The 12,715-nt window shown below is 72.6% G+C and carries 7 protein-coding genes; 3 read left to right on the forward strand and 4 right to left on the reverse strand.

Annotated elements, in window-relative coordinates; translation table 11 throughout:
* Positions 1–585 precede the first annotated feature (585 nt).
* The 3 genes from ACFXHB_RS42730 to ACFXHB_RS42740 form a co-directional block, all read right to left on the reverse strand.
* Positions 586–1,413 carry a carbohydrate ABC transporter permease gene (locus ACFXHB_RS42730; protein WP_380582291.1) on the reverse strand — a complete coding sequence of 276 codons (828 nt, stop codon included), beginning with the start codon at positions 1,411–1,413 and terminating at the stop codon, positions 586–588.
* Positions 1,410–2,219 carry a carbohydrate ABC transporter permease gene (locus ACFXHB_RS42735; protein ID WP_380582303.1) on the reverse strand — a complete coding sequence of 270 codons (810 nt, stop codon included), beginning with the start codon at positions 2,217–2,219 and terminating at the stop codon, positions 1,410–1,412. Before ACFXHB_RS42735 ends, ACFXHB_RS42730 begins: the two co-directional genes overlap by 4 nt.
* A 185-nt stretch (positions 2,220–2,404) precedes the next feature.
* Positions 2,405–3,688, reverse strand: a complete 1,284-nt coding sequence (locus ACFXHB_RS42740) for an ABC transporter substrate-binding protein (RefSeq protein ID WP_380582293.1) — start codon at positions 3,686–3,688, stop codon at positions 2,405–2,407.
* A 113-nt stretch (positions 3,689–3,801) separates the two neighbouring features.
* Between ACFXHB_RS42740 and ACFXHB_RS42745 the strand changes: the two genes are divergently transcribed.
* Both ACFXHB_RS42745 and ACFXHB_RS42750 read left to right on the forward strand, forming a co-directional pair.
* Entirely contained in the window at positions 3,802–5,025 is a 1,224-nt protein-coding gene (locus ACFXHB_RS42745; protein WP_380582295.1) for an ROK family protein, read from the forward strand.
* A 33-nt stretch (positions 5,026–5,058) separates the two neighbouring features.
* The gene (locus ACFXHB_RS42750; RefSeq protein ID WP_380582297.1) at positions 5,059–7,212 is read left to right on the forward strand and encodes an alpha-galactosidase; all 2,154 of its coding nucleotides are present in this window, start codon (positions 5,059–5,061) and stop codon (positions 7,210–7,212) included.
* Positions 7,213–7,527: 315 nt separating this feature from the next.
* Here ACFXHB_RS42750 and ACFXHB_RS42755 read toward each other — a convergent pair whose 3' ends face one another.
* Complete coding sequence (locus tag ACFXHB_RS42755) at positions 7,528–9,048, reverse strand: SulP family inorganic anion transporter (protein WP_380582299.1); 1,521 nt, start codon at positions 9,046–9,048, stop codon at positions 7,528–7,530.
* A 1,233-nt stretch (positions 9,049–10,281) separates the two neighbouring features.
* Between ACFXHB_RS42755 and ACFXHB_RS42760 the strand changes: the two genes are divergently transcribed.
* A complete protein-coding gene (locus ACFXHB_RS42760) occupies positions 10,282–12,609 on the forward strand; it encodes a M4 family metallopeptidase (protein ID WP_380582301.1) in 2,328 nt (775 codons plus the stop codon).
* Positions 12,610–12,715 lie beyond the last annotated feature (106 nt).

Below are 12,715 nucleotides of genomic sequence, written 5' to 3' on the forward strand. Positions count from 1 at the left end.
CGCCCCCCCCGGGGGGGGCGTGGGCTCGCCGCCGTTCGACCGATCGGACGGGGCGGGCCGCCGCTGTGGGCAGGCCCGCGCAGGGCGTGGGCAGGAGAAGAGTGCGGCCCTCGACCGGGCACGGGAGGTCCGGGGCGAGGGCGGCGGCGGTGACGTAGCGGTCGGTGAGGTCGGGACCGCCGAAGGCACCCGAAGGGAACGGCCGGGCAGAGAGGGCGAGAACGCGCACCGGTCGCCGCCGGCGCCGGAGCGACGGGGACGAGGACGGGGACGGGGACGGGAACGGGCACTGCCCGGCGTGCGCTGCCGGCGCGGAAACGCGAGCGCCGCGACCCGGCTCTCGTGCCGTGGTCGACGGCGGAGCTGAGGTCGCGGCTTGTAGCGGCTTGTCGGGCGTGGGTGGGCCGGACAAGGGGGGGTGGCGGAGTTGTCGGGTGGGGGGATTCCTCGGATCGGGGCCGCCCGGCTCCCCGGGGTGACGGGAAGCGGCCGCCCTCAGGGGCCAGGACGATGACGGATGACGGATGACGGGTCCGGGGGCTCCGGGTGCTCCTCCCGCTCGCGACGCCGCCGGGCTCCGGGGTGTCAGCCCTTGGTCGCGCCGCCGGTGAGGCCGCGGACGAAGTGCTTCTGGAACGCCAGGTAGAACACCAGGACCGGCAGGGTCGCGAGGAACATGAACGCGAACACGGCGCCGAAGTCCTGCTGGTAGGGACCGATCGACCGGTAGATGCCGACGGTGACGGTGTTGCCGGCTCCCGGGCCCAGCACGAGCAGCGGGGTGAGGAAGTCGTTCCAGACCCACACCCCGAGGAAGATCAGCACGCTGGCCGACGCCGGGCGCAGCAGCGGGAAGACCACCTGCCAGAAGATGCGGAACCGGCCCGCCCCGTCGACCGCCGCCGCCTCCTCCAGTTCGCGGGGGATCGTGCGGATGAAGCCCATGAAGACGAACATGGCGAACGGCAGGTAGTACCCGACGTTGACCAGGACCGCGCCCGGCATGGTGTGCAGCAGCCCGCCGGCGTCGAGGACACGGGTGATCGGCAGCATGATCACCGCGGGCGGGACCATCAGGCCGGTCAGCATGACGCCGAGCACGACGCGGCTCCACCAGCGCTCCGACCGCACCAGGTGGTAGGCCGACATCGCGGCCAGCACGGTGGTGATGAGGATCGACGCCGCCGTGAGCGTGGCGGAGTTGGCGAGGCCGTACCAGTAGAGACCGTCCGGCCGGGACAGCACGCGCGCCATGTTCTCCAGGGTGGGTGGGGCGGGGAGCGCCAGCGGCGAGGCGACGACCTCGGCGTTGGGCTTGAAGACGTTGACCAGTGCGACGTACAGCGGCAGGGCGAAGAATGCCGCCGTGCCCGTGGCCAGGAGCGGGCGTACCCACGGGACTCGGGACTTCACAGGTTCACCTCTCGTCGTTGCAGGAGCCTGAGCGTGGTCACGCTCGCGACGGAGACGACGGCGAGCATGATCCCGGCCATCGCCGAGGCCATTCCGGGGCGTTGTTCGGAGAAGGCGGTGCGGACGACGTCGAAGGCGACGGTGGCCGTGCCGTCGGTGCCGGGGCCGCCGTTGGTGAGGACGGCGATCTGGTCGTAGACCTTGAACGAGCTGATCATCAGCATCACGGTGTTGATCGTCAGCGCGGGCGCGAGCATCGGCCAGGTGATCGCGCGGAAGCGTTGCCAGGGTCCCGCTCCGTCCAGGCTCGCCGCCTCCTCCAGTTCGACGGGGATTCCCGCGAGTCCGGCGAGGTAGACCACGACGGCGAAGCCGAGCGTCTGCCACACCATGACCAGGGACACCGAGTAGATCGCGTAGGACGGGTCCGTGAGCCACCCCGGTGGGTTCTCGATCCCGAGCGAGGCGAGGGTGCTGTTCAGCAGGCCCTTGTCCGCCAGGATCGAGCGCCCGATCACCGACACCACCACTGAGGAGAGGATCACCGGGGTGAAGTAGACGCTGCGGAGCAGGCTGTACAGCCGGCCCTGCCCGCTCAGCAACATGGCGATCGCGATGCCCAGCAGATTCGTCAGAACCACCACGATCACCGTGATCACCACGGTGTTCTCCAGGGAGTGCCGGAAGGTCTGGTCGTCCAGCAGGGAGCGGTAGTTGTCCAGGCCGACGAACGAGGTCTCGCGCCGGGTCGCGCGCTCGTCGGTCGTCCCGATATAGAGGGTCCAGAGGATCGGGACCAGGACCACCGCCGTGAAGACCGTGAGGGTCGGCAGCACGAAGACCGCGAAGGCCCCCGCCGACGGCCACCTCCGGGCGGAGCGCCGGCGGGACCCGCCCGCGGGGCCCGCCGAGGCCGGACCCGGAGAGGGCCCGCGAGCCGATGCCGCCTTCTCGGCGGAGCCGCTCCGCGCGGCGTGGGGCGAGTGAAGCGTCACTTCGCGAGTTCCTTGTATCCCGCGTTCAGCTTGTCGACGAACCCGGCCACGTCCGAGCGGCCGTTGAGCAGGTCGGTCAGCGCCGAGTCGACCTTGGCCATGAAGCCCGACGGCAGGGCCGGCACGCCGCCCTCGCTACCGAAGGCCGGCGTCGCCGTGCCCGCGGCCTTGCCCTTCTTGTAGAGATCGAAGGTGGCGTTGTACAGCGGCGGCAGGTCGGAGGGGGGCTGGTAGCCCTTGAGGGCCACGAACAGGGCGTCGTTCCGTGCCCCGCCGTCGGCGTTCTCCTTGGAGAACTCGATGGCCCACTGCTTGGCCTTCGCGACGTCGCGGGACTTGGCGCTCACCGACAGTCCGCCACCGGTGTAGGTCGGCACGACGATCGAGCCGTCCTGCGTGGGCATGGTGAAGACGCCGATCTGCTCCTGCTGGGTCTTGTCCGGGGCGGCGGGGAACCACGAGCCCATCGGATACATCGCGCCCTTGCCCCCGAGGAAGGCGCTCTGGGCCTCCCCGTAGGTGGCGGAGAGGTTCTCGACGTTCTCCTTGCCCGCCAGCTGCTTCATCTCGGCCGCCGCCTTGACGAAGAGCGGGTCACTGAAGTCGGTCTGTCCGGAGACCAGCTTGTCGAGCCACTTCGGGTCCTTCGCGTAGACCTCGTTGGCCACCAGCTGGGAGAACGTCCAGCGCGGTCCGAGGCCGTCCGGCGCGCCGCCGCCGATGACGAGCGGCTTGATTCCCGCCGCCTTCAGCTTCTCGACCGCGGCCAGCAGGTCGTCCCAGGTCTTCGGCGGCTCGGCGATGCCGGCCTTCGCGAACGCCGCCTTCTGGTAGTAGATCTGCCAGGTCTGCGAGTTGGTGGGCAGTTGGAAGACCTTGCCGTCGAAGCTGTTCGAGGTCGGGTCGCTCCACTCGGCGATCTCACCGAGGCCGAACTCCGCGAGCTTGCCCGCCTGTGCCAGTCCGTTCGGCTCGACCGCGACCATGATGTCGGGCAGTCCGCCGGTCGCGTCGAGCTGACGCGCGAACTCGTTGCGCTGCTCGGCGCTCGGCGCGACCAGCTTCTCGATCTTCACCCCCGGCACCTTGGCACTGGTCCTGCTGATGATGTCGTCCCAGTACGCGGCGGTGAGGTTGGGGGTCTCGAAGGTCAGCAGGCTCAGCTTCACGTCGCCGCCCGCGGCGCTGCCGCCCGTGCCGCCTCCCCCGGCGGCACAGCCCGTCAGCGCGACGAGGCTTATCGCCGCGGTGATCGCCACCCGGTTGGTCGTCTTTCTCATGGAACTCTCCTTCAGTGTCGAACCCGCTCCGCGGGTCTCGCTCCAACCTGCTTTAGATAAGCAAGTTGCTTTTCAATATTGCTGAGGAGGGCCAATCTAGATAGCCTGTTGCCGTGCGTCAAGACACTCGTCAAGCCCAAAACCGTGCGACTTCCACCACTCGCTCGGGCGATGCCAGCCTGCTGCGCAGGCTCAACCTCTCGGCCGCCGTGAAGGCCTTCCTCGACGCGGAGTCGTTGACGGTCAGCGACCTGCGCGCGGCCATCGGCGTCTCGCGCCCCACGGCCGAGGAGCTGCTGAACTCCCTCCTGGAGGAGGGCTTCGTCCGAGAGGCGCCCGAGCCCGCGAAGACCGACCGGTCCGCCGGGCGGCCCGCTCGGCACTACGGGGTCGCCGCCGAGGACTTCAACGTCGTAGGGGTCGACATCGGTGCTCACAAGGTGGCCGTGATCATCTGCGACCTGCGGGGGGAGGTCGTGTCGCTGCGCAAGCGCGACGTCGACCCCACCCTGGGGGCCGCCGAGCGCATCGACGCCGCCGCACGTCTGATGGAGGCCGCCGTCCGGCAGGCCGGGACGGGACGGGAGCGGATCCGCTCCGTGGCCTGCGGCGTCACCGGAGCGGTGACCGACGGCTCGTCGGTGACGGACGTCCGCACCCTTCCCGCGGGCCGGGACCTGAACGTCTACTCACTCCCCGGCTTCGACCGGATCGACGTGGTCGCGGAGCTCTCGGCGCGGTTCAAACGCGACGTGCTGGTGGGCAACGACATCCATCTGGCGGCGGTGGCCGAGCAGTGGCGGGGGGCGGCCGCCGAGGCGCGGGACCTCGTCTACGTCCACGCCGGTCGCCGCATCGGGTCGGCGATCGTCATCGACGGGCGCATCCACAACGGCCGGCACGGCCTCGCGGCGACCGTCGGTTCCCTGACGATCCTGGGGTGGCCCCAGGCGATGGTCAGGCTCGACCGCGAGAGTCGCAGGCTCGCCGGTTCGACCGCCGACAAGGCCACCAGCGGGGAGGTCCGAGCGCTCTTCGAGGCGGCCGCGACGGGTGACGCCACCGCGCTGGACACGGTCGACGTCCTCGCCGAGGCCCTCGCCCTCGGAGCCTCGACCCTCGTGCACGCCGTCGATCCCGACCTCGTCGTGCTCGGCGGCGGCCTGTCCCGCACCGGAGAGGTCCTCGCCGCTCCGTTCCGTCGGCACTTCGCCGCGACGTCCTTCGACCCGCCCGAGTTCCGGGTCTCCCTGCTCGGCGACGAGTCCGTCGCGCTGGGCGCGGCCCGGCTGGCCCTCGACGACGTCGAGAGCCGCCTCCTCGCCGGGCAGTCCTGACGTCCTTCCCCCTCAACCACAAGGAGCCGCCTGATGATCGAGCCCGGGCGCGTCGCCGTCCCCGAACCCACCGACCCCGTCGCACTCTCCGGTTCCGACGGGGCCGAGGCCACGACGATCGTCCTCCTCCCGCGCGCCGACGGCCTGCCCGACATCGGGTGGGTGGGGCCGGACCTGGAGGCTGAGGACGTGCGGGCCCTGACCCCGCCGGCCTCGGTCGAGACCACGGCCTGGAACAGCTGGCTGATCGGCTCGCCCGTCAGCCTCCTTCCGGAGCACGCACGCGGCTATCTCGGCCGGCCCGCGCTGCTCGGCCATCGCGTCGGTCCCGACGGTCCCGGCGGTGACTGGTCCACCGCGTTCGGCCCGGGCTCCGTCCTGCGCGCTCCGGGCTCGCTCGTGGTCGAGGCCACCGACAAGTCGGCAGGACTCGAACTCCGCTTCGAGGCCGAAGCCGTCGCGGGCGGCGGCCTGCGCCTGCGGCACCTGCTCACCAACATCGGCAGCGGCCCCTACGTGGTCGACGCGCTCGACGTGGTCGTCCCCGTCCCGCCCGGCGCGGGTGAGATCCTCGACTTCACCGGACGCTGGGCCCTCGAACGGCAGCCCCAGCGCCGGGCCCTCGCCGACGGGCACTGGGTCCGGGAGCACCGCCGCGGCATGCGCGCCCTCGACGGCACCGGCCTCGTCGTGGTCGGCACTCCGGGCTTCGGCTACCGCGGTGGCGAGGTCCTGGGCGTCCACCTCGCCTGGAGCGGCAACCACCGGTACGCCGTCGAGCGGCTCAGCTCCGGCACCGCCGTCGTCCGGGCGGGCGAGTTGTTGCATCCGGGCGAACTGGTCCTCGCCGAGAACGAGACGTACGCGATGCCCTGGGTACACGTCACCGCGTCCACCCGGGGGCTCGACGGCCTCGCGGACGCGACCCACCGGTACGTCCGCTCGCTCCCGGCCCATCCGACCGCGCCCGCACCCGTCATGTTCAACCCGTGGGAGGCCGTGTACCTCGACCACGACCTCGACACCCTGACCACCCTCGCCGACATCGCGGCCGCGCTGGGCGTCGAGCGCTTCGTCCTCGACGACGGGTGGTTCACCAACCGCACCTCCCTGAGCGACGGCCTGGGCGACTGGACCTCCGACCCGGGAACGTGGCCGGACGGACTGGCACCCCTGGTGGACCGAGTGCACGAGCTGGGGATGGAGTTCGGCCTCTGGTGGGAGCCGGAGGCGGTCAATCCCAACGCGGCGGTCTTCCGCGACCACCCCGACTGGATCCTCCGTACCGGCGACCGCCTGCCGGTGCTCGAACGCGACTGCTACCTGCTCGACCTCAGCCGCCCCGAGGTACGGACATACCTCCTCGACGCGTTCGACCGCCTGGCGGCGGACCACCGGATCGACTTCGTCAAGTGGGACCACAACCGCGACCAGATCGACGGCGGCGACTCGCGGGGCTCCGGGCGCGCCATGGCCAGGCGGCAGACCCTCGCCTTCCGCGAGCTCCTCGACGAACTGGCCCGCCGCCACCCCGGCATCGCGTGGGAGAGCTGCGCCTCGGGAGGCGGCAGGATCGATCTGGACGTCCTCGAACGGGTCCAGAGCGCCTGGACCTCCGACGTCACCGATCCGCTGTCCCGCCAGTCCATTCAGCACTGGACCGCCCAGCTCGCCCCGCTGGAGTACCTGGGCGCACATGTCACGGCGCCGCTCTCCCACCAGACCCGTCGGACCAGCACCCTGGACCTGCGAGCGGCCACGGCCTTCTTCGGCCAGCTGGGCATCCAGTGGGACCTCAGGACGGTACCGGCCCACGAGCTCGACCGCCTCGCCCGCTGGATCGACCTCTACAAGCGACATCGCGGACTCCTGCACACCGGCAGGCTGACCCGCGTCGAACTGCCCGACGGCCTCCTGTCGCACGGAGTGGTCGCCCGGGACCGGTCCGAGGCGCTCTTCTCCTACGCCCAGCTCGACGAGACCGTGCACGTGCCCCCACGGCTGCGCATCCCCGGTCTCGACCCGGCCCGCAGCTACCTGGTCTCGGTCGTCGCGCCCGCCGACCCGGCGGTGACCTGGGAGGTGACGGGCATGCGGGCGACCGGTGCGGCACTGGGGGCATTCGGACTGCCGGGCCCCGAACGCGCGTCCCAGAGTGCGGCACTGGTCCATCTGCGCGCGCTCTGACCCGGCGGAGTCCACAGCCGCCCGCCGCCCGCACGGCGTACTCGCGACGACGAGCGACGAACGGACACCGAACACGGCTCCCCCGGCGGACCCGCCGGGGGAGCCGAACGCGCCACGGAGCCGATCCGGGTGACACCGGGTGAGCTGCGGCTCGACCTACGCCAGGTCCCACGCGCGCCCGCTCTCCCTAGGGGAGCGGCAGCCCTCGCCGCTCACCCGGCGTCGTGGCCGCGGTGCGGGGACCGGAGCCCCGCGCCGAACGCCGGCCGACGGGTCGAGCGGGCTCACGAGGTCATGCCGCGCCCCACCCCACGATCACCGGCCGAGCCCGTCCAGGTGCGCGCGGCCGAGGAGTCCGAGGCCGTACGCCGACACCCAGGTCTCCAGCGCGGTCCGGCAGGCGTGGTCGAGGTGGCGCAGGCCGCTCAGGTCCACATGGACGGTCCGGCCGGTGGGCAGCTGCTCCAGCGCGTCCAGGAGCCGGGGCAGCCGGAGGAAGGTGGCGTTGCCGGCGAGCGTCACGTCGACCGTGCCGTCCGCGCGCTCGTCGACCTCGACCTGCAGCTGCGAGGTGTCCCAGGCGCTCTTCAGCACGGAGAGCAGCAGGCCCAGCAGCACGCCCTCGAAGAGGTTGGTCGCGACCACGGCGAAGGCCGTGACCAGCAGGATCAGCGCCTCCCCCCGGTGTGCCCGCCACAGCGGGACGAGCGCCCGGGCCGGCACCAGTTTGGCCCCGGCGTGCACCAGGACGCCGGCCAGCGCGGCGAGCGGGATGACCGAGAGGACGGCGGGGAAGAACGCGGCGAACAGCAGCAGCCAGAGGCCGTGCAGCACGCGGGCGGCCTTGGTCCGCGCCCCGGCCTGGACGTTGGCCGCGCTGCGCACGATGACGGCGGTCATCGGGAGCGCGCCGAGCACGCCACAGACGGTGTTGCCGACGCCCTGGGCGATCAGCTCCCGGTCGTAGTGCGTGCGCGGGCCGTCGTGCAGGCGGTCCACCGCCGCGGCACTGAACAGGCTCTCGGCGGAGGCGATCAGGGCGAACGCGAGCACCGTGCCGAGCACGGCGCCCTCGCCGAGCGCCGCGAGGTCCGCGCCACCGAGCAGGTCGACCGCGCCACCGAGACCGGCCACCTCGACCTTGCTGATGGAGAGGTCGAGCGACGCGGTGACGGCGGTGGCCGCGGCGACGGCGGCCAGCGGCGCGGGAACGGTCCGGACCCGGGCGGGCAACCTGGGCCAGAGCGCCAGGACCGCCACGGTGCCGATGCCGACCGCGGCGGCGGTGAGCGCCCGCGGCGAGGCGGCCGTGTCGGCGAGCAGACCCGGTAAACCGGCGAGCTTGCCCGGTCCGCTGCCGGGCGCCTGCGCGTCGGCCAGGGCGTAGAGCTGGCCGAGGACGAGCACCAGGCCGATCCCCGCCAGCATGCCCTGGACGACCGACACCGAGATGGCGCGGAACAGCCGCCCGAGGCGCAGGGCTCCCATGACGAGCTGGAGCAACCCGGCGGCGGCGGTGATCACGCCCAGAGTGGCCAGCCCGTGGTCCTGGACGGCCGCGAAGACCAGGACGGTGAGCCCGGCGGCCGGTCCGGAGACCTGGAGGCTGCTTCCCGGCAGCAGCCCGGTGAGCAGGCCGCCGACAATGCCGGTGAGCAGACCGAGTTCGGCCGGGACACCGGAGGCGACGGCGACGCCGACGCAGAGCGGTAGCGCCACCAGGAAGACGACGAGCGAGGCGGGCAGGTCCGCGCGCAGGGTGACCAGGAGGTCGGCGAGCCGGAGTGGGCCGGGCGAGCGGTCGGCGGCAGGCCGCAGATCGGGACGACAGGTCATCAGGTCCTCGGTTCGATGAGATGAGAGGAGGTGAGAGGAGGAGGTGGAGGTGGGAGGAGGTGGGAGGAGGTGGCGGGGGCGGCCGGGGGCAGCAGGAGGCGGCCGGGGGCAGCAGGGCAGCGCCCGGGTCACGGCGGGAGAAGGAGTGCCGAGCCGGCGTGGTCCGCGAGCACCGGTCGGCACCGGGCGTCGGGAATCACGCCGGGATCGTCATGGCGGTCGAGCGACGTTCCGTGGAGGCACGCCTCCTTCTGCCTCCTCGCCGTGGACGGCGGGGGCGGGGTAGGCGGAGCTGGGCAGGGGCGCCGGCAGGGGTCTCGCGCCCCCGGACCCCGTTCCGGTCGCCGGGCACGACAGGTCCGCACGAGCCGACCGCCGACACCCTGACGCTGCGTCAAGCGTTAGTAAAGCATGGGTATTCGAGTGGAAAAAGCCGCGCCCGCAAGGGACGGCACCGCTCCGGCCAGGATTCCGGAACCGAGGCCTCCCTACCCGGCGCGGAACCCCACCCTCCGAACCGACCCGAACACGCCCGAGGTGTGTGAGAACAACACCTCACGACCCGGGCGCTCGGTTTCGGCTGTCTCCGAGCACGGGCACCGCACGGGGCCGCGCCGGCCGCCCGGCGCACCCCTCCACCCGGGCCGACCTGGCCGGGAGCCGACCGCACAGCGGAACGTCAGAAGTCTTGGCCCACAAGCGAGTTGTCGGACCAGTCCGCCCAGGACGCCGCACGGGAGGCAGGGCCGGCGCCGTCGCGCAGGACCTCGCCCGACGAAGTTCCCCGGGGCCATGCGGTCGGGGTCGCACCGCGGCATGCCCGCCCAGGGAGCTTCTTCGTCCCCGCGGAACGCGCGCCGGTCAGCTCCTCCGGCGCGGCCGAAAGGTGGCTTGATACCGCCCCTCCGTGCCACACAAGCGCTCACGTTCCAACGCACGAACGAACTTGACAGCTACTATTCCAACACCGCCTCCCCCGGGCCCGCTCCGGGGGCGCCGACGCGGCACGCAGTCTTGACACCGGCCCCTGCCATCGCCGCCAGGGTGATCCGCGTGCGCATCTATGTCATGTCCATGACACTCATGCTGCATGCCGCCCCGCACCGTCCAGAGCCGCAGCGGCCCGCCCGGCGTCCCACCCGACGCACCACCGGCCGGCCGCCCGCTGCGCCGCACCCTGCGGCGCAGACCCGCGCCCGTCCGCACCAGCGGGCGGCAGGCAAAGGAGTGCCCGTGTCACGTCAAGCTCCCCTCCGCGGTCTCGCCGCACTCGCCGTCACCACAGCCCTGCTGGTGACCGGCGCCCCGGCGGTCGCCGCTCAGGAAGCGCCCCCCGCCCCCGCGACGGCGCCCACCGCCGCCCGGAGCACCGCCCTGGCCGCGGCCGACCAGCAGGGCGCCGCCGTCGCCCGGCAGCTCCGGCTCGCCCCCCAGGAGAAGCTCGTCGCCAAGGACGCCGTCCTCGACCCGGACGGCACCCGGCACCTGCGCTACGAACGGACCTACTCCGGGCTCCCCGTCCTGGGCGGCGACCTGGTGGTGCACAGGGCGCCGGACGGCACCGTGCGCGGTGTCGACCGCGCGTCCGACACACCCCTGGCCGGCCTGGGCACCTCACCGGCCCTCAACTCCGCACGAGCGCAGGCCACCGCACTCGACGCCCGGCCCGGAGCGACCGTCAACCGGCCGCCCCGGCTCGTGGTCTGGGCGGCCGACGGCCCCCCGCGCGTCGCGTGGGAGACCGTGATCGCCGGAACGGGCGAGGACGGGGGGCCGAGCAAGCTCCACGTGATCACCGACGCGACCGAGGGCGAGGTGATCCGGACCTTCGAGGGCGTGCAGACCGGCACGGGCCGCGGCGTCCACGTCGGCGAGGTCCCGATCGACACCACCGCCACCGCCTCCGGCTACCAGCTCAAGGACGGGACCCGGGGCGGGACCTACACCACCGACCTGGGCAACGGCTCCGGCGGCGACGGCTCCCCCTTCGCCCGGGCCACCGACGACTGGGGCGACGGCCTGCCGTCCAACCGTGAGTCCGCGGCCGTCGACGCCCACTTCGGCGTCGCGGCGACCTGGGACTTCTACAAGAACGCCTACGGCCGGGAGGGCATCCGCGGCGACGGGGTCGGCGCGTCCAGCCGGGTGCACTACGGCAACGGGTACGTCAACGCGTTCTGGGACGACGACTGCTTCTGCATGACCTTCGGCGACGGCGCCGGCAACACCCACCCGCTGACCTCCCTCGACGTGGCGGGCCACGAGATGACCCACGGCGTCACTTCGGCCACCGCCAACCTCAACTACGCGGGCGAGTCCGGCGGCCTGAACGAGGCGACCAGCGACATCCTCGGCACCATGGTGGAGTTCTCCGCCGACCTGCCCGCCGACACCCCCGACTACCTGATCGGGGAGAAGATCGACATCCGCGGGAACGGCACCCCCCTGCGCTACATGGACAAGCCGTCCAAGGACGGCCGTTCCGCCGACTACTGGCGCCGGGGCATCGGACGCATCGACGTCCACTACTCCTCCGGCGTCGCCAACCACTTCTTCTACCTGCTCTCCGAGGGCAGCGGCGCGAAGACCGTCAACGGCGTCCCGTACGACAGCCCGACCTACGACCACGCCGTGCTCACCGGGATCGGCCGGGACAAGGCCGCCGCCGTCTGGTACCGGGCGCTGACCGTCTACATGACCTCCACCACCGACTACGCCGGCGCCCGCACCGCGACGCTGCGCGCGGCCGAGGACCTCTACGGCACCGGCGGCGCCGAGCACGCCGCCGTCGCCGCCGCCTGGAGCTCCGTCAACGTCGGGGCGGCCGCGCCCTCCTCCCCCGCGCTCACGCACCCGGGCGACCAGGTCACCGCGGTCGGCACCGCGGTCGACCTGTCGATCCCGACCGTGGGAGGCGTCGGCACGCCCGTCTACGCGGCGGACGTCCTCCCGGCCGGCCTGTCGATCGACGCCGGCACCGGCCGGATCACCGGTACGCCCGGCACGGCCGGATCGACGACCGTGACGGTGAACGCCGCCTTCGCCTCCGGCGCGACCGCGAGCACCACCTTCACCTGGGCCGTCACCGACGGCACCGGCCCCTGCCCGCCGGCGCAGCTGATCGGCAACGCCGGCTTCGAGAGCGGCGCCGCGGCGCCGTGGACGACGACACCCTCCGTGCTCGACGCCGACCCCGGCCAGGCGAGCCACAGCGGCTCCTGGAAGACCTGGCTGGACGGCTACGGGTCCTCCCACCAGGACACCGTCTCGCAGACCGTCACCATCCCGGCGGGGTGCCGGGCGACGCTGGGGTACTGGCTGCACATCGACTCGGCCGAGACCACCCCGTCCATCAAGTACGACCGACTCACCGTCACGGCGAACGGCCAGGAGCTGGCCGCCTACTCGAACCTGGACCGGGCCTCCGGCTACACCCTGCGCACCGTCGACCTCTCCGCCTTCGCCGGGCGGAGCGTCACCCTCGTGTTCACCGGCCGGGAGGACTCCTCGGCCCAGACCAGCTTCGTCCTCGACGACATCAGCGTCGAGATCGGCGGCTGACCCGCCCCGGACCCACCGCCGGCGGGTGACACCGCCGGGAACGCTCCATCGTCGTCTCCGGAGGCCGATCGCCCGGACGCGGCGCGGGACCGGACCGCTGATGCGG

It is taken from the genome of Kitasatospora sp. NPDC059327, assembly GCF_042752535.1.
GTDB lineage: Bacteria > Actinomycetota > Actinomycetes > Streptomycetales > Streptomycetaceae > Kitasatospora.